At 66.7% G+C, this 17,599-nt stretch carries 16 protein-coding genes; 8 read left to right on the plus strand and 8 right to left on the minus strand.

Annotation, left to right across the window (positions count from 1 at the left end; genetic code table 11):
* The first annotated feature begins 265 nt into the window (after positions 1-265).
* Entirely contained in the window at positions 266-1,504 is a 1,239-nt protein-coding gene (locus ACSSV4_RS20955) for a CoA transferase (RefSeq protein WP_454277007.1), read from the plus strand.
* On the opposite strand, the gene ACSSV4_RS20960 is transcribed toward ACSSV4_RS20955, so the two are convergent.
* Both ACSSV4_RS20960 and ACSSV4_RS20965 read right to left on the minus strand, forming a co-directional pair.
* On the minus strand, positions 1,482-3,008 hold the full coding sequence (locus tag ACSSV4_RS20960; protein ID WP_454277008.1) for a bifunctional aminoglycoside phosphotransferase/ATP-binding protein: 1,527 nt from the start codon (positions 3,006-3,008) through the stop codon (positions 1,482-1,484). The genes ACSSV4_RS20955 and ACSSV4_RS20960 overlap by 23 nt on opposite strands.
* An 85-nt stretch (positions 3,009-3,093) precedes the next feature.
* Positions 3,094-3,966 (minus strand): sigma-70 family RNA polymerase sigma factor, encoded by an 873-nt coding sequence (locus tag ACSSV4_RS20965; protein ID WP_454277009.1) that lies wholly within the window; start codon positions 3,964-3,966, stop codon positions 3,094-3,096.
* Positions 3,967-4,059: 93 nt separating this feature from the next.
* Here ACSSV4_RS20965 and ACSSV4_RS20970 point away from each other — a divergent pair, with 93 nt between their 5' ends.
* The 4 genes from ACSSV4_RS20970 (at position 4,060) to ACSSV4_RS20985 (ending at position 8,784) form a co-directional block, all read left to right on the plus strand.
* Positions 4,060-4,662 carry a MarR family winged helix-turn-helix transcriptional regulator gene (locus ACSSV4_RS20970; protein WP_454277010.1) on the plus strand — a complete coding sequence of 201 codons (603 nt, stop codon included), beginning with the start codon at positions 4,060-4,062 and terminating at the stop codon, positions 4,660-4,662.
* Positions 4,659-5,846 carry an MRP-like and DUF971 domain-containing protein gene (locus tag ACSSV4_RS20975; RefSeq protein WP_454277011.1) on the plus strand — a complete coding sequence of 396 codons (1,188 nt, stop codon included), beginning with the start codon at positions 4,659-4,661 and terminating at the stop codon, positions 5,844-5,846. The genes ACSSV4_RS20970 and ACSSV4_RS20975 overlap by 4 nt, the downstream gene beginning before the upstream one ends.
* Positions 5,839-7,065, plus strand: coding sequence for a NifU family protein (locus ACSSV4_RS20980; protein WP_454277012.1), 1,227 nt, complete (start codon positions 5,839-5,841; stop codon positions 7,063-7,065). Before ACSSV4_RS20975 ends, ACSSV4_RS20980 begins: the two co-directional genes overlap by 8 nt.
* Before the next feature lie 123 nt (positions 7,066-7,188).
* Entirely contained in the window at positions 7,189-8,784 is a 1,596-nt protein-coding gene (locus ACSSV4_RS20985) for a DUF4139 domain-containing protein (protein WP_454277013.1), read from the plus strand.
* Positions 8,785-8,845: 61 nt separating this feature from the next.
* Here the strand turns inward: ACSSV4_RS20985 and ACSSV4_RS20990 are convergent, their stop codons facing one another.
* Positions 8,846-9,328, minus strand: a complete 483-nt coding sequence (locus ACSSV4_RS20990) for an invasion associated locus B family protein (protein WP_454277046.1) — start codon at positions 9,326-9,328, stop codon at positions 8,846-8,848.
* Between the two features lie 242 nt (positions 9,329-9,570).
* Here ACSSV4_RS20990 and ACSSV4_RS20995 point away from each other — a divergent pair, with 242 nt between their 5' ends.
* Both ACSSV4_RS20995 and ACSSV4_RS21000 read left to right on the plus strand, forming a co-directional pair.
* Positions 9,571-10,566 carry an asparaginase gene (locus ACSSV4_RS20995; RefSeq protein WP_454277014.1) on the plus strand — a complete coding sequence of 332 codons (996 nt, stop codon included), beginning with the start codon at positions 9,571-9,573 and terminating at the stop codon, positions 10,564-10,566.
* A 270-nt stretch (positions 10,567-10,836) separates the two neighbouring features.
* The gene (locus ACSSV4_RS21000) at positions 10,837-11,088 is read left to right on the plus strand and encodes an EF-hand domain-containing protein (RefSeq protein WP_454277015.1); all 252 of its coding nucleotides are present in this window, start codon (positions 10,837-10,839) and stop codon (positions 11,086-11,088) included.
* Positions 11,089-11,123: 35 nt separating this feature from the next.
* Here the strand turns inward: ACSSV4_RS21000 and serB are convergent, their stop codons facing one another.
* The gene (gene serB, locus ACSSV4_RS21005; RefSeq protein ID WP_454277016.1) at positions 11,124-11,993 is read right to left on the minus strand and encodes a phosphoserine phosphatase SerB; all 870 of its coding nucleotides are present in this window, start codon (positions 11,991-11,993) and stop codon (positions 11,124-11,126) included.
* Between the two features lie 161 nt (positions 11,994-12,154).
* On the opposite strand from serB, the gene ACSSV4_RS21010 reads away from it, so the two are divergent.
* Positions 12,155-13,915, plus strand: coding sequence for a sigma-54-dependent Fis family transcriptional regulator (locus tag ACSSV4_RS21010; protein WP_454277017.1), 1,761 nt, complete (start codon positions 12,155-12,157; stop codon positions 13,913-13,915).
* 20 nt (positions 13,916-13,935) lie between these two features.
* Here the strand turns inward: ACSSV4_RS21010 and ACSSV4_RS21015 are convergent, their stop codons facing one another.
* The 4 genes from ACSSV4_RS21015 to gor all read right to left on the minus strand — a co-directional run bounded on the left by ACSSV4_RS21015 (position 13,936) and on the right by gor (position 17,597).
* The gene (locus ACSSV4_RS21015; protein WP_454277018.1) at positions 13,936-14,133 is read right to left on the minus strand and encodes a DUF2065 domain-containing protein; all 198 of its coding nucleotides are present in this window, start codon (positions 14,131-14,133) and stop codon (positions 13,936-13,938) included.
* Entirely contained in the window at positions 14,130-15,008 is an 879-nt protein-coding gene (hflC, locus tag ACSSV4_RS21020; protein WP_454277019.1) for a protease modulator HflC, read from the minus strand. Before hflC ends, ACSSV4_RS21015 begins: the two co-directional genes overlap by 4 nt.
* A gap of 4 nt (positions 15,009-15,012) precedes the next feature.
* A complete protein-coding gene (gene hflK, locus ACSSV4_RS21025; RefSeq protein WP_454277020.1) occupies positions 15,013-16,170 on the minus strand; it encodes an FtsH protease activity modulator HflK in 1,158 nt (385 codons plus the stop codon).
* A gap of 80 nt (positions 16,171-16,250) precedes the next feature.
* The gene (gor, locus tag ACSSV4_RS21030) at positions 16,251-17,597 is read right to left on the minus strand and encodes a glutathione-disulfide reductase (protein WP_454277021.1); all 1,347 of its coding nucleotides are present in this window, start codon (positions 17,595-17,597) and stop codon (positions 16,251-16,253) included.
* Between the last annotated feature and the right edge of the window lie 2 nt (positions 17,598-17,599).

Consider the following 17,599-nt stretch of genomic DNA (forward strand, 5'->3'; position numbering starts at 1 on the left):
TTGGCTGAGAAAAGACAAAACCCAACCCGATCAGCAGGTGCAAAGAGTAGCTTAATTTACGCCAGATCCTGTCCAACCGATGGGGAGTAGCTCAGGGGTGTGGCGCGCAATTCGTGATGAAAATCAACGTGTCGCGTTGATGCCGCACCTGCACAATCCGCGCTGCATGCAATGGTATTCAGGTAAGTCATTGAAATATTGACTTATTTTTGGCATTCGGCACACTTGCCCCTCACGGTGACGGCTTCAGGGGCGAGGAAACGGCATGGGCGGAATACTCACGGGAATGCGCGTGGTCGAGGGATCGGCCTTTGTTGCGGTGCCGCTGGCGGGGATGACGCTGGCGCAGATGGGGGCTGAGGTGATCCGCTTCGACCGGATCGGCGGCGGGCTCGATGCCGGGCGCTGGCCGTTGGCGCCCTCGGGGCAGAGCCTCTTTTGGGCTGGCCTCAACAAGGGCAAGAAATCCATCGCCGTGGACATGCGCCGCCCGGAGGGGCAGGAGCTTGTGACCCGGATCGTGACCGCGCCGGGTGAGGATGCGGGGCTGTTCCTGACCAACCTGCGGGTACGCGGATGGATGGATTACGAGACGCTGAGCAAGTTTCGCGAGGATCTGATCATGGTCACGCTCATGGGCGACCGGCAGGGCCGCCCGCAGGTCGACTACACGGTAAATCCGGCGCTTGGCGTGCCCGCGATGACCGGCCCGGTGGGCTGGCCGGAGCCGGTGGCGCATGCGCTGCCCGCCTGGGATCTGGTGGCGGGGCAGTTGGTGGTGTCGTCGTTATTGGCGGCAGAGCGCGACCGGCTGCGGCGCGGGCGCGGGCAGGAGGTGGAGCTTTCGCTCAAGGATGTGGCGGCGGCCACCATGGGGCATCTGGGGATGATCGGCGATGCGGTGGTCAATGACCGGGACCGGGCGAAATCGGGCAATGCGCTATACGGCGCTTACGGTCAGGATTTCGTCTGCGCCTGCGGGCGGCGGGTGATGGTGATCGGCCTGACAGCCCGGCAATGGCGCGGGCTGGTCAAGGCCACCGGCACCGAGGCGGCGATGGCGGGGCTGGCCGAGCGCATGGGGCGCGATCTGAGTGACGAGGGCGCGCGGTGGGAGTTGCGCCGCGAGATCACCGCGATCCTGCGCCCGTGGTTCGCAAGCCGCGAGGTGGGTGAATTCGCGGAGGATTTCGACGCGGCGGGGCTGACATGGTCGGTGTTTCGCACCATGCGCGAGGCACTTGCGGAGGATGCCGACCTGAGCGCGGCGAACCCGATGTTCGAGATGCTCGATCAGCCGGGGCTGGGCCAGTTTCCGGTGCCGGGGCATCCGGCGGTGTTTTCCGGGCATGAGCGCAGCGGCCCGCGTCCGGCCCCGGTGCTGGGGGCCGACACGGAGGCGGTGCTGGGCGATGTGGTGGGGCTAGATGATACCGAGATCGCGCAGCTTTTCGACAGTGGCGTGGTGCAGAGCCCGCGTTTCAAGGCGCGTCCAGCCGCCTGAGCGCACGTGTCAGGGTCGCCTCGGGCGTGCCGCTGGCATCGAGCTGTGCCCAGTCCGGTGCCGGGTCCGACTGCTCCAGTTGACGGCGCACGACGGCGGCATCGGCATCGGAGGCGTCGCCCTGCCGCGCTTCGACCCGCTCCATCATGGTCTCGGCATCGAGCGTCAGCCACAGCCCGGTAAGGGTCGCGCCGGATACCTGCGCCAGGTCGTCGAGCCTGTGGCGGTCGTCCTCGTGTGCGAAGACGGCATCGACGATCACCGAATGCCCCGCTGCCAGGATGCGCCCCGCCTTGTCGAGAAGCCGGTCGTAGACGCGTGCGCTGACCTCGGGCGTATAGGCCGTGTCGGGCAAGGGGGTGAGCGGATCGACATCGAAGAGCGCCTTGCGTTCGAGATCGCTGCGCAGATGGATCGCACCGGGCGCGGCTCCGACATGCGGGGCCAGCCGCCCTGCCAGAGTGGTCTTGCCGGTGCCCGACAGCCCGCCCACGGCAATCAGGCGCGGCGGAGGCGGCGACAGATGCGCGCGCGCCGCGTCGAGATAGGTGCGGGCCTCGGCGGTGCGGTCGCTGCGGTCCTCGTCGGAGAGCCGCCCGGCCTGCACCGAGACCATCGCGCGAATCGCCGCGCGCAGGGCGAGAAAGAGCGGCATCAGCGACAGACCGTCGAGATGATCGGGGGTGTCTGCGTGAAACAGGTAGGAGGCCAGCGCCGCATTGGCCGCCTCGGGCAGGTCGCGATGCAACAGGTCCATCAGCAGGAAGGCCAGATCGTAGAGCACATCGAGCGTGCCGAGCCGTTCGCTGAATTCCAGCGCATCGAAGGGCACCGGGCGGCCGTCCAGCAGCACGATATTGCCGAGATGCAGGTCGCCATGCCCGCGCCGGATGAAGCCCGCGCGCCCTCGGGCGCGAAGCAGGTCCGACTGCCGGTCGATGTGGTCCCTTAAGGTGCTGCACAGCTGTGCGACCGCGTCGTGTGGCAGGACATCGGTCATCCCGGCCAGCGTCATCTCCAACTCGTCCGCGACCGCCGACACCAGCGCGGCACCGTCGGCGTCGCGGATCTCTGCGCGCGCGTGCAGCGTGGCGACGACGCGGCCCAGATCCTCGGCGATGGCGCGTGTGAGCGTGCCGCGCGCGGCCATCTCCGACAGTTCGGCCCCTTTCGCAAAGCGGCGCATGTGCAGGCACCATTCGACCACCTCCCCCTCGCCACCAAGCTGCAGGCCGCCATCCGCCGCCCGCGTGACCGGCACCAGCCCGAGATAGATCTCGGGCGCGGCGGGGCGGTTGAGCTCAAGCTCGCGGTCCAGCATGGCCTTGCGTTTCTCGAGGGTCGAGAAATCGAGATAGTCGTAGGTGACCGGCCGCTTGACCTTGTAGGCGTCGTCGTCGGTCAGAAAGACCAGCGCGCAATGCGTCCGCACCACCTCGACCGGAGTGGTTGTGCCGTGGGTGGCGGGATCGGACAGAAAGGTTGTGATCGCGTCGAAGGACATGAGGTCTCCCGGGCCTGCTGCCCGTGACGGGCATTCGTGGCCATCCTAGCGGCAGAGGCGCGCGGCACAATGCGTCACGGATGCCTCAGCCGTGGCACAGATCCGCTCGGTGATCGCCCATGGCGTCGCGCATCGAATGGCGCAGGCGTTCGAGGCCGCGCTCGCGCAATTGCCGGACACGCTCGCGCGATATGCCGTAGACCGTGCCCAGCTGTTCGAGGGTCATGGGCGGATCCTTGAGCACCGTCGAGACGATGATCACCCGTTCGCGGTCGGGCAGCTTGCCGAAATGGGTCTTCGCCTCGTTCCAGAAGGTGCGGCGATCCAGCCGGTCGGCGACATCCTGTTCGACATTGGAATTCGGGTCCTCGAGAAGATGGATGATGTCATCGCCCTCGCCCTGCGCCGCGGGCTGATTGAGCGAGCTGTCATTGCCCGCAAAGGCCAGTCTGAAACCGTCGAGCTCTGACGGCTCGAGCCCGAGTGCGGTGGCGACGCGCAGGTTCTTGGCCTCGCGGGTCTCGTCCGGGGGCGCGCTCACGTCATCCTCGAGCCGGTGGAGGTTGAAGAACACCTTGCGCGACTTGGCGGTGCGCGTGCGCTGCACCAGCGACCAGGTGCGAATGCGGTATTCCTGCAATTCGGCCCTGATCCACCAGGCGGCATAGGTCGAAAAGCGAAAGCCCTTTTCCGGATCAAACCCGTTCGCGGCCTTGATCAGGCCGATATAGGCATGTTGCAGCAGGTCGGGATCGTCGAGCGTCTTGTTTTTCGAGTGGCGTTTGGCGGTCGCCATGGCGAGCGGGGCAAAGGCGTTTACCAGCCGGTTTCGCGCCGCGACGTCGCGATTCTGCTGCCAGGCGCGCGCCAGATCCTGCTCCTCCTGCGCGCTGAGAAAGCCCGGACGGGGCCTGTTGCCATGTGCCTTTGGGTCGCTCGGGATGAAGGGTTTGTTCATGGACTCCGCCTGTGGCGATAACTTGTTTCGATTCGAAATCATATAGGGGCATGCGCTCTTGTCAAACTGGTTTCGATTCGATATCGGTTTTGCATGTCATCACGAAGTCACACCACCGACCGTCTGGAAAAACTGGCCGAGATGCTGGTCCATGTCGGGCGATCCGCGCGTGCCGAGGGGCGCGAGGATATCCTGACCGCCGCGCAATGGACGGCGCTGCGATTCTTTGCCCGGGCCAACCGGGCCTCGCGCACGCCCTCGGCTTTTGCCAGTTTTCAGGCGACGACGCGGGGCACGGCCTCGCAGGTGATCAAGTCATTGGTGCGGGGCGGATACCTGGAACGGCATGCCTCGGAGACCGATAAGCGCAGCGCACGCTTCGAGGTGACGACGCGGGGCCGCGAGATCCTTGAACGCGACCCGCTGCGCCACCTTGTCGAGGCGTTGTCCGGGCTGAGCGATGCCGATCACGCCACCCTCGCGCGCGCGCTGCCGGATATCGCCTCGAACCTCGCACGCCGTCGCGGCGATCGCGGTTTTGGCACCTGCGGCGATTGCCGATATTTCGAGGATCGCGACGGGGCCGCCTATTGCGCCTGCGTGGCCAGCGATCTTGCCCCGTTCGAGATCGGCCAGCTTTGCGCCAATTTCTCGACCACCCCGACAGAGACCGAGCCTACAGGACCCAAGCCATGAGCCAGACCAACCAGAATGACGGCCCGCGCAGCGGCCTGCCTGCGATGATCGCGGTCAGCAGCGGCAAGGGCGGCGTCGGCAAATCGACCGTGACGGTCAACCTTGCGCTCGCCCTGCGCGACAGCGGTTTGCGCGTCGGCATCGTCGATGCCGATCTCTACGGCCCCTCGATTCCGGGCATGCTGGGGCTGTCGGACAGCGGAACCCCCGCCATGTCGCCCGAAAAGAAGGTGATCCCCGCCGAGGCGCATGGCATCAAGGTGATCTCGATGGCGATGCTGACCAGCGACGACAAGCCCGCCGTGCTGCGCGGCCCGATGGTGACCAAGTATTTGCAGATGTTCATCACGCAGGTCGATTGGGCGGGCATTGACCTCTTGCTGCTCGACCTCCCGCCGGGGACGGGGGATGTCCAACTCACGCTGGCGCAGGCCTTTCCGCTGACCGGTGCGGTGGTTGTGACGACGCCGCAGGACGTGAGCCTGCGGATCGTGCGGCGCGGCTTGCGCATGATGGAACAGGTGAGCGTGCCGATCCTCGGCGTGGTCGAGAACATGAGCGGCTTTACCTGCCCGTGCTGCGGCACGGTCACGGATATTTTCCGGCAGGGCGGCGGTGCGCGGATCGCGCAGGCGCTCGACGTGCCCTTCCTTGGCAGTGTGCCGCTTGACCCTGAGGTGGTGGAAAGCGGCGATAGCGGACGGCCCACCATCCTGAGCGCGCCGCAGGGCAAGGCGGCGCAGGCCTATCGCGATGTCGCCTCGGCGCTTGAGGGCCGGGTGGATGGGGCCCGGCGCGGCCTGCGCACCCCGTTTGACTGGCAGGTGGCCAAGGGCACGGGACAGCCCGCGCCCGGTGCCGTCGACCCGGATGGCAACCCGGAACTGCCGGTGGCACTGCGCTATGACGACGCGACGCTGCGGATCACATGGGAGGACGGGGCCGAGATGGCGCTGAACCCGCGCGACCTGCGGCTCGCCTGCCAATGTGCCGCCTGCCGCGACGAGATGTCGGGCGCGCGCCTGCTCGATCCCGCGAGCGTGCCGCTCGACGTCGTGCCGACGCGGATCTGGAATGTCGGCAATTACGGGATCGGCGTGGCGTTCAGCGATGGTCACAGTTCGGGGATTTACACCTTCAAGGCGCTGCGCGCGATGGAGGCGAGCGATCTCGAAGATGTCTGACGTGACGACCCATCCCAGGCGCCGGATCCGCGCCCAGCCCTCAGAGCGCGACCCGATGACCATGCGGTTCCTGCTCGATAGCGATATTCAGCCCGGCCAGAGTGCGCGCTTCACGGCGGCCGAGGCGGGTAGCGCCCCCTTGGCCGAAGCCCTTTTCGCCATCGACGGGGTGGCGCAGGTGCAGGTCAGCGGCGCCTCGATCCATGTGCGGCGCGCCGATGGGGCAGAGTGGGCGGCGCTCAAGCCGCGCATTGCGGAGGCGATCCGCGAGGTGCTTGAGGCCAGCGAGCATCCGCTTGGCGTGGCGCAGCCGCCGCAAGACGACGATGCGCGCCTGTTGAGCGAGGTTCAGGACCTGCTCGACCGGCAGGCCAATCCGGCGATTGCCGCGCATGGCGGCAGTGTGCGCGTTGACCGGGTGGAGAAGGCCCGCGTCCATCTGCGCTTTGCCGGGGGGTGCCAAGGCTGTGCGGCCTCGTCCCAGACCCTGCGCGAGGGGATCGAGACGATGCTGCGCGCGGCCCTGCCGGAGATTGCAGAGATCATCGACGTGACCGATCACGATGCCGGGGTGAACCCCTATTACACGTCCGATGATGGCCCGTCGCCAAAACTGACGCGCCCGGTTCCCGCCTCGGTCGTGGATCGCAGCGATGGTGAGCTGCGGATCGACCCGGAGTATCTCGCGCAGCGTCTCGGCCTCACGCCGGAGACCGTGATGGCGGGGTTTGCCAATGGCGATATCGAGCGCACTGTCGAGACGCGCGCGGGGCAAAGCGGCCCGATCACCCGTGTTGCCGTGTTTGCGCCGACCCGGGCCTGGGCGGCGGACCTGCATGACAACGGCCGAATTTTCGAAGTGCCGCCGCCGCGCAGGCCGACCCCGGAAAAGGTGCAGGATCCCAGCCTCGCCGACCGGCTGCGCGCCCATCTGGAGCGGCTCGGCCCCGAGGAGATACCGATCACCTATGGCGCGCTTGCGCGGGCGGTGGGGCTCTATCTGCCCGGCTCGGTGCGCAAGGTGACGCAGGCGCTGGAGACCACGATGCGCGAGGATGCCGCTGCTGGCCGCCCCTTCGTGGCGGCGCAGGTGGTCAACCGTCATTCCGGAGTGCCGGGGCAGGGGTTCTTTGATCTGGCAGACCAGCTTGGCACGCCGCTGGTGCCCGATCCGGCGGTTTTGGCCCGCTACCGCCAAAGCCTGCCTGCCCGCGCCTGATACTGCTGCGGCGCGAATCCGCGCAAGGCGGTGCTCCGCGCTTGCACTTGCATGGCGAAACGCTGACAAATTTCCCAAGTCATACAGGAGTGTTGCCCGATGCGTGCCCTTTGTCTTTCGCTCATGTTGGTTGCGCCCGCCGCGCTTGCCGACGATATCGCGCTCGGCAGCCGGGTCAGCGCCGTGACCCTCTATCCGCAGGGCGCGACGGTCACCCGCGAGGTGCCCTTTGCCGCGCCCGAGGGGGTGCATGACTTGATCCTCGCCGATCTGCCGCGCGGCACGCCGCTTGCCTCGGTGCGGGTGAGCGTGGAGGGTGCCCGCATGGGCGGTGTGACGACGCGGCGCGATTACGTGCCGCCCCGCGACATGGCCGAGAGCCCGGACCTGCTGGCCGCCCGCGCCGAGGTGGAGCGGCTGGAAGAGGGGCTGCGCACGGCCCGTGCCGGTATCGAGGATATCCGGCTGGAGGCCGAGGCCGCCCGCGCGCGGCTGGCCTTTCTCGACCGGATCGGGCAGGGCGACGGGGTGGCGACGCTCGACCTCGACCGGCTGCGCGCGCTGTCGCAGATGATCGGCACCGAAACCCTTGTCGCGCGTCAGACCGCGCTGGAGGCCGCCCGCCGGGCCGAGGCCGCGACCCGCGCGCTCGCCGATCAGGAAGCGGCGCTGAAGGATGCGCGCAAGGCGCTTGCCGCGCTTGTCCCCGAGGAGAAGGCGCGCGCCATGCTGGCCGTCGCGATCACCGCCGAGACGGCGACCGAGGGGCGCATGACCGTCACCTATACCATCCCCGATGCGGGCTGGCAGCCGCTCTATGATCTGCATCTCGCCCGCGACAGCGGCGCGCTGCGGATCGAGCGCGGGGCCCTGGTGCGCCAATCCACCGGTGAGAACTGGCAGGATGTGGCGCTGAGCCTCTCGACCTCGCGCCCGTCGGAGCAGACGGAACCGGGGCAGATCTGGCCCTTCGTGCCGCGCATCGTCGACCCCGAAGAGATCCGGCCGCTTGCGCGTCAGAAAGGCGGTGAGGCGTTGATGTCGCTGGCCGCGCCGATGGCGGAGATGGCCGATACCGTGACGGCGGATGCCGATTTCGATGGTCTTTCCGTGACCTACAGCTATCCGACGCCGGTCGATGTCGCGACCGGGGCGGATCATGTGCGGCTGATGCTGGGTACGCTGGAGGCTGACGCCGAGGTGGTGGCGCAAGCCGTGCCGATGGTCGATGAGACGGCCTATGTGATGGCCGAATTCACCAATGAAACCGGCGAAATCCTGTTGCCCACGCCCGAGGCGCGGTTCTATCTGGATGGTCGTTATGTCGGGCAGCGCGGCCTTGATCTGATCGCCGCCGGGGACGACGCGAAGCTGTCCTTCGGCCCGGTCGACGGTCTGCGCCTGAGCCGTATCCTGCGGGAGCGCAACGAGGGCGACCGGGGCCTTGTCCGCAAGTCCAACGAGATGTCGGAGACCGTGATTATCGAGGTCGAGAACCTGACCGACACGGCCTGGCCGCTGCGTGTGCTCGACCGGGTGCCGGTGTCGGAACAGGAGGATCTGGAGATCACCTGGTCCGCCACGCCCGAGCCTGCCGAGGAAAATGTCGACGATCAGCGCGGTATCCTGGCATGGGAGTTCGATCTGCCCGCCGGTGACACGCAGACCATCCGGCTTGACACCGCGATGGAGTGGCCCGAGGACAAGGTGCTGCGCTGAGCGACAAAAAAAGCGGCGGTGCCGATTCGGCCCGCCGCCTCTTACTCTGCGATCCGCCGCGTTACTGGCAGCGTTTCTCGGCCTCTTCGACCGCCGCCGTATAGCCCATGAGCGAGAACGTATCCTTGGTCTGCGTGCCGCGAGCGGACCGCGCTGTCAGAACGGCATCCGCACCGCGCTTCATCGCCGCGAGGATCTTGGCGTCGTCATCGGTGCTGGCGGGCCAGGCCCATTCGCCTTCGGTGAAAAGCTCAAACTCGCTGCCGTCGATCTTCATGTTGACGGTCGATCCGCCGGCGAACGGATAGCCGCCGGTAAAGGTGATCTGCCCCTGAACGCCCGCGCCGGGGCGGAAGAAGGTCATCAGCAGGATATCGCCCCGCCGCACGGCGACGACGCGCCCGTCGCGGGTGTTGACCGTCTCGGTGGGGGCCGATACCGCCCAGCATTCGCGCGGGTCGCTGTCCTCGAACACGCTCCACGCCGTCTTGGCGGCGACCTGATTGCTGCTTGTGCCCTGCGCGAGGGGGGCCGTCGCCATCATTGCCACAAGAGCCAGTGTCAGTCCGCCCGCAATTCGTGATACCATATGTCCAGCCTCCAAGCTGTCCTGAGCCTCAATTTCATGTGCCGCTTGCATTCCTTACCGGAATTCTTTTGATATGCGGCCAGTCCTGTCTCGACAGTGCAACAATAGCCCGAAACAGGCGAGTAATGAAAGACGCGATTGGCGGATTTTCGCACAGTGCGCACAGATCGCTCGCCCTTCTGAACCGGAGCCCCTGAATGACCAGCCCCATCCCCCTGACCGAAATCTGGCGCGGCCCGCGCCCCGAGAGCGTGCATCTGGGTCACGCGGTGATCTGCGATGCGTCGGGCGGGATCGTCGAGGCGTGGGGCAACCCCGAAGAGGTTGTGCTGCCACGCTCCTCGGCCAAGATGTTGCAGGCGCTGCCGCTGATCACCAGCGGGGCGGCGCATGCGCATGGGCTGACCTCCGAACAGCTGGCGCTGGCCTGTGCGTCGCATGAGGGCGGTGAGATCCACACGTCAAGGGTGCGCCGCTGGATCGGGGATCTGGGGCTCTCGGATGAGGATTTCCGCTGTGGCGCGCATATGCCCTGGGACAAGGCGGCGCATAAGGCGCTTTTGTGTTCCGATACCGCGCCCTGCCAGGTGCATAACAACTGCTCGGGCAAACATGCGGGGTTTCTGACGCTTGGCAAGCATCTCAAGGCCGGTCCGGACTATGTGGACCCCGACCACCCGGTGCAAAAGGCGGTGATGGAAGCGTTCGAGGAGATCACCGCCGAGACCTCGCCCTATTATGGAATCGACGGCTGTTCCGCGCCCAACCCGGCCTGTTCCCTGCACGGCATGGCGCGCGCGATGGCGTGGTTTGCGGCGGCGTCCGAGACCGGGGGCATGGTCGAGAATGCCGCCGTGCGGCTCTGGCAGGCGATGGTCGCGCATCCCGACCTGGTGGCGGGCGACGGGCGTGCCTGCACCGAGTTGATGCGCGCCTGTTCCGAGCCGGTGGCGCTCAAGACCGGGGCCGAGGCGTTTTTCATCGCGATCCTGCCACGGCGCAAGCTGGGGGTCGCGCTCAAGATCGCCGATGGCGGCACGCGCGGCGCGGAATGCGCGATCGCCTCGATCCTCGTGCGGGTGGGCGTGCTCGACCCCGAACACCCCACCGCGCGCAAGTACCGCAATGCGCCGATTACCAACTGGCGCGGCATCGAGACGGGGATGATCAAGCCTGCCGCAGCACTGGCCTGAGTCGCGCGGCCCTCGGCAATGTTCCACCGATGCGCGGGGCGCGCCATTCGGGCGGCGTTTCGCTCGAATGGCGTTGCCGGGCGGGCGGGTTCCCGCCCGGCCCGCGCAGGTGGCGTTGGTTCGCCCATGCAAGGCCCGGATTCTGGCTGATCTCCGCATGTTTTTCAGGTGTTTGTCCGGGTCCGATGACAGGCGGGGCGGGCGGCCTCATGTTCGCGTCACGGCAGCGCAGCCGCGCCGCCTGAACCCTGAAACGAAAGGATGTCTGAGATGACCAAGACAACGCTTGCCACCGGCCTTGCCCTGACTTTTGCCCTGCCTGGCCTCGCGCTGGCGGGGGATTTCGCCTCGGTGGATGCCAATGGCGATGGGTATATCACCATGTCGGAATTCCAGCAGGCCATGCCCGAAGCCCCGTCGGAAGCCTTCATGGAGGCCGACGCCGACGCCGATGGCGCGCTCAACGAAGAGGAACTTGCCGCCGCGAAGGAGGAAGGCATCCTGCCGCCGAGCGAAGGCTGATACCACTGTCGGGGCGGGGTAACGACCCGCCCCGCTCAGCGAGCGAACTCTTCCCGCCCGTAGCCCTGCACATACAAGAGCGCCGTCAGGTCGCCGTGATTGATGCGGATGTCGCAGTCTGCGGCCACCGCGGGCTTGGCATGCAGCGCCACGCCCGCACCTGCGCGCCCGAGCATGCCCAGATCGTTCGCGCCGTCGCCGACGGCGATCACGTCCGCCTCAGAAATCCCCAAACGCGCGCTGATCTCTTCGAGCGCCTGCACCTTGGCGGCGCGCCCCAGAATGGGCCGTGCGACATCGCCCACAAGCGCGCCGCCCTCGGCCAGAAGCGTATTGGCGCGGTGCTCGTCAAAGCCCAGATGCGCCGCCACGGCTTGGGTAAAGGCGGTGAACCCGCCCGAGACCAGCGCGCAATAGGCACCCTGTGCGCGCATCGTCGCGACCAGCGTGGCACCGCCCGGCATGTAGCTGATGCGGGTGCGCAGCACCTCGCCGATCACCGCCTCGTCGAGGCCCTTGAGCAGCGCCACGCGTTCCAGCAGGGCGCCTTCGAAATCGAGCTCGCCATTCATCGCCCGCGCGGTGATCTCGCGCACATGCACGCCGACGCCCGCGACCTCGGCCAGCTCGTCGATGCATTCCTGCTCGATCATCGTGCTGTCCATATCCGCCAGCAGCATCCGCTTGCGCCGCCCCTCGGTGGGCTGCACCACCAGATCGACGCCCTGCGCTTGCAGATCGGGCCAGACCTCCCAGCGGTTGCCGGGGATCTCGGCGAGGGGAAATTCGGCGGCCTCGTCCGGTGCCAGCCAGAGCGCGTCGCCGCCGCCCCAGGCATTGCGCAGGCTTTCGACAAGGGCAGGCTCCAGCGCGGCGGGCGGCGCGATCAGGGTGGCTGTGAACATGCGGTCGGGTTCCGGTTTCGGGCGCGCGGTGGCGCGGGTCACACTTGGCGTGCTTCTAGCGCCCTTTCCGGCGCGGCGAAAGGGGGGCGGCCCTCCGACCAAATGCCAATCGTCGCAGGGCCGCGGGTTGTGTTATGGTCCCCCAAACACGGGAGGACGAGATGACCGATCTGGCCCATGTGACAGAGATCGACCGCGCGCTCAGCGGACAGGCCGGGGCGAGCGGGCGCGATGCGCTGGTGCTCGACAGTTGGCGGCGCTGCGTCGAGACCTATGGCATGGATCCCGCCCGTGCCGAGGCGGCGCATATCGTCACCGATGCCGAACTGCGCCGCCACCGCGAGCAATCCGAGCGGCTGATCGCCACCGCGCGCTCGGGGCTGCATGCGCTGTTCCGGCAGGTCGCGGGGCAGAATTACGTGTTGTTGCTGGCCGATGCCGAAGGGGTCTGCGTCGATTTCTTCGGCGATCCGCGTTTTGAGGACGACTTGCGGCAGGCCGGGCTCTATCTCGGATCGGACTGGTCCGAGAACCTTGCGGGCACCTGCGGTGTCGGCTCCTGCCTTGTGACCGGCGAGGCGGTGACGATCCACCAGAGCGATCATTTCGGCGTGGCGCATACGCCGCTGTCCTGCACCGCCGCGCCGATCTATGACATGCAGGGGCAGTTGACGGCGGTGCTCGATATCTCGCTGCTGCGCTCGCCCTCGCCGAAATCGAGCCAGAACCTTGCGATGAACCTTGTGCGCGCGTCGGCGCGGCGGGTGGAGATGGCGAATCTGATGGCGATGACGCGGCGCGACTGGGTGCTGCGGTTTTCGGCCTCGCCCGAGTTTCTGGAGGTCGACCCGGAGGCGGCGGTGGCGCTGGACGGATCGGGGCGGATCGTGGGCATGACCCATGGCGCGCGTGGTCTGCTGGTGCCGGAGGGGCAGGGCGATCTCATCGGCATGCCGATCGACCGGGTGCTCGACATATCCGTCGACGACCTGCCCGACCTGATGCGCGGTCGCCCCACCGAGGACCGGGTGCTGCGCCTCAAGGATGGGCGCGGTCTTTTCGGTCACGCCATTGCGCCACAGGCGGCGCGGGTGGCGCGCGGCCCCGCCCCGCTGGCCGATCTGCCGGGTGCCCTCGGCGGGTTTGCCGGGCCCGATCCGGCGCTCGAGCCTGTCTTGCAACGCGCCGCGCGGCTGGCCGCAACGCCGGTGCCCCTGCTGATCGAGGGCGAGACCGGCACCGGCAAGGAAAAGCTGGCCCGCGCCCTGCATGTCTGCGGGCCGCCGGGCCGGGCCTTTCATGCGCTGGTCTGCGCCGGGCTTGACGCAGGGGCGATCGGGGCATTGGCCGGGGCCACGCCCGGCACGCTTTTTCTCAAGGGGGTCGAGGATCTGTGCGCGCGGGGGCAGGCCGCGCTGCTGACGCTATTGGAGGCGCGGGGGGATCTGCGCGCCGTCGCCTCGGCGCGCTGCGATCTGGCGCGCGCCACGCAGGAGGGTCGGTTTCGCGCCGATCTTTTCTTTCGGCTGATGGGCGACCGGTTGCGCCTGCCGCCGCTGCGGCTGCGGCACGATGTCGACTGGCTGATCGACCGGCTGTTGCGACGGCTGAGCGACCGGGATCTGAGCCTGTCGCCCGCCGCCCGTGCCGAACTGGCGGCCCGCCACTGGCCCGGCAATATCCGGGAACTGGAAAACGCGATCCGGGTCGCGGTCGCGGTGACGGAAGGCCGGGTCATCGACCTGCCGGACCTGCCCGCGCCCTCGCTTGCGTCTGCGCAGGACGGCGGCCCGGAGCAGGATCTCGAAGCGCTGCTTGATGCCTGCGGCTGGAACATGTCGCGCGCGGCGCGCCGGTTGGGGATCAACCGCTCGACGGTGCTGCGGCGGGTGCGCAAGGCGGGGCTCCGGCCGCCGAGCTAGGGCGCTCTGCGGGCCTGCGCTCAGGCCCCGAGGGTCTTGGCGGCCCAGACCAGCGCCAGCCCGATCACCAGGGCAAGCAAGCCGATCAGCCGCCGCGCCTCTGGCGGGATGGCGGCGAGGGCGACGAGTAACTGGTCGATAAGCGAAGGGGCCAGCGCATAGACCAGCCCCTCCACGATCAGTACCAGCCCGAGGGCCAGAATCGCGGTTTCGATCATTGGTCCGGGCTGGCCGAACGCAGATAATCGAAGAATTCGCTGTCCGGCGTCATCACCATCGAGGAATTGCTGCCCTGAAGCGCCTTTTCATAGGCTTCGAGCGACCGGTAGAAGGAATAGAACTCCTGATCCGAGCCGTAGGCGTCGGCATAGATCGCGCTGCGTCCGGCGTCGGCCTCGCCTCGGATCACCTGCGCTTCGCGCTCGGCCTCAGAAACCGTCTCGGTCACCGTCCGGTCGGCGAGGGCACGCACGCGCTGTGCGGCCTCGTTACCACGGGCGATCTCGTCGGCGGCCTCGCGTTCACGCTCGGCGCGCATCCGTGCAAAGGTAGCGTCGAGGTTCTGGTCAGGCAGGTTGGTTTCCTTGAGTCGCACGTCGACCACATCCAGGCCAAGGCCCTCGGCGCTCGTTTGTGCCTGCCGCTGGATGCGGCGCATCAATTCGCGGCGATCCTCGGACAGGATGGTGTCCGATGTCACCTGATCCGCGCCCAGAACCTCGCGAATCTGGGAGTTGAGGATCGAGCCCAGCCGGTCCTCGGCCACGCGCAGCCCGCCGACACCGACCGCCTGCCGGAACTGCACCACGTCACTGATGCGGTAGCGTGCGAAAGCATCGACCACGAGGCGGCGGTCATCCGATGGCGTGACCTCGATCGTCTCGGTATCGAGCGACAGAATCCGGTCGTCATAGCGAACGACCTCCTGGATGAAGGGGATCTTGAAGGCGAGTCCCGGCTCTTCCTTGACGGCCTTGATCTGGCCGAACTGGAGAACCAGCGCCTTTTCGCGCTCGTCGACGACGAAGATCGAGGACAGGCCGAGGAAGATAACCACGACGAGGAACGGAATGAAAAATTTCGTCTTGCCCATAATCTCAGTTCCCCTGATTGGTGGTGCTGTTGCGGCGCAGTTCGTTCAGCGGCAGGTAGGGCACGACACCGCTTCCTTCGCCGCTTCCGACGATGGACTGGTCGAGGATTGTCTTGTCGATATCCCCCAAAACCTGCTCCATGCGTTCGAGATAAAGGCGTTTGCGGGTCACCTCAGGGGCCTTGAGATACTCCTCAAGAACCGCGCTAAAGCGGCTCGCGTCACCGCGCGCCTCGTTGATGACGCGCGCGCGGTAGCCCTCGGCCTGTTCTAGAATTTGTGCGGCCTCACCACGCGATTCCGCCAGAACCCGGTTGGCATAGGCATCGGCCTGGCGTTGCAGACGGTCGCGTTCCTGTTCGGCGGCCTGCACCTCGCGGAAGGCGTCGATCACCTCGGCCGGCGGATCGGCCTTTTGCAGGTTGACGCGGACGATGCGAATGCCGCTGTCATACTCATCCAATGTTTCCTGAATCCGTTCCTTCGCGGTGTCGGCGATAAGTCCGCGATCACGGTTCAGGATCGGCGCGAGGTTCGATGCCGCGATGATTTCGCGCATCACCGATTCCGAGACGGCCTCGACGGTCAACTGCGGGTCGCGAATGTTGAACAGCAGTTTCGCAGGATCCGCGACATTCCACACCACCTGAAAGTTGATGTCGACGATATTGGCGTCGGTGGTCAGCATGAGCCCCTCACCCCCGCCGCCCTGACGCTGACCAATGGCCTCAGTGCGTTCAGAGGTGACATTGATGATCTCGTAAGAGAAGAGCGGCCAAGGCGCAAAGTTCAGACCGGGATTGCCAACCTGATAGAAGTCACCGAGGAAAAGCTCGACGGATTGCTCTTCAGGCTTGACGGTATAGACGCTGGCGAACACCCAGAGCGCCACCGCGCCGAGGGCGGCCAGACCGATGGTGCCCTTGCCGAATTGCGGGCCGTTGCCGCCACCGCCGCCCGCGCCGTTCGAGCCGCCACCGCGGCCGCCCATCAGCACGCGTAGCTGATCCTGACCCTTGCGCACCAGATCGTCGATCTCGGGCAGTTGCGAGCCGCCTTCAGGGGGGCGTCGCCCGCCGCCCTTGTTGGGGCCACGGTCGCCGCCGTTGCCGCCGCCCGAATTGCCGTCGCCGCCCCAGGGGCCGCCAGAATTTCCAGCCATACGTTGTCTCTTCCCTTGTTGTCCCAGCCGTTTGCGACTTTGTGTTCTACCTGTGCAGCACAGGCGAAAAATCAAGCCGTTCAGATAGGCGTTTTCATTGTTACCAGTTCTTCCGACATTGTCGGATGTACCGCGACAGTGCGGTCGAAATCCTCTTTGGTCGCGCCCATCTTGACCGCGATGCCCGCCAGCTGGATCATTTCGCCCGCGCCGGGTGCTACGATATGACACCCCAGAACCTTGCGGGTTTCCCGGCTGACGACGAGTTTCATCAGCACCCGGTCGGGGCGGCCCGCAAAGGCGGTCTGCATCGGTCTGAACGAGTTGCAATAGACATCGACCGGCTCCTGCTCGCGCGCCGCCTCCTCGCTCAGGCCCACGGTGCCCATCTCGGGTTGGGTGAAGATGGCGGTCGGGATCAGGTCGTGATCCACCGGCGTCGGGTTGCCGTTGAACACGGTTTCCACAAAGGCCATGCCCTCGCGGATCGCCACCGGCGTCAGGTTCACCCGGTCGGTCACATCGCCGATGGCATAGATCGAGGGCACGTCGGTCTGGCTATACTCATCGACCAGGATTTCGCCCTTGCGGCCAGTGGCGACGCCTGCGGCCTCCAGCCCCAGATCCTCGGTATTGGGGGCGCGTCCGGTGGCGAACATCACCTGTTGATACGTGGCCTCGCTGCCATTGCTGGCCTTGACGCGATAGCCATCCTCGACCGGGTCCATCGACAGGATGTTGGTGCCCAGATGCAGGTGAATGCCTGATTGGATCATCTCTTCCGATACGAGGCCGCGCGCCTCTTCGTCAAAGCCGCGCAGGATCTGCGCGCCGCGATAGAACTGCGTCACCTGCACGCCAAGGCCGTTGAGGATGCAGGCAAACTCGCAGGCGATATAGCCGCCGCCGACGATCAGGATCGACTTGGGCAGCGTTTCAAGGTGAAAGATGTCGTTCGAGGTGATGGCGTGCTCGGCGCCCGGCAGATCGGGTTTCACCGGGCGTCCGCCGGTGGCGATCAGGATATGCCGCGCGCTCAGCTGTGTGCCGTCGGCCAGTTCCACGGTATGCGGGTCAACCAGCCGCGCGCGGGCGTCGAAACTTTCCACCCCGTTGTTGCGCAGGATGCCGCGATAGATCTCTTCGAGCCGGTCCAGTTCGGTGTGCAGTTTTGTCTTGAACGCGTCCCAGTCGAAACCGCCGGTATGCACCGTCCATCCATAGGACTGCGCGTCGGCCATGGCGCCGCGATATTCCGAGGCGAAGACCATCAGCTTTTTCGGCACGCAGCCACGAATGACGCAAGTGCCGCCGTAGCGGTCCTCCTCGGCAAGCGCGACCTTTGCCCCGCCCTGTGCGGCCACCCGCGCCGCGCGCACCCCGCCGGAGCCGCCGCCAATCACGAAAAGATCGTAGTCGAATGCCATGC

The sequence above is a fragment of the Roseovarius sp. MBR-154 genome, from assembly GCF_053628595.1.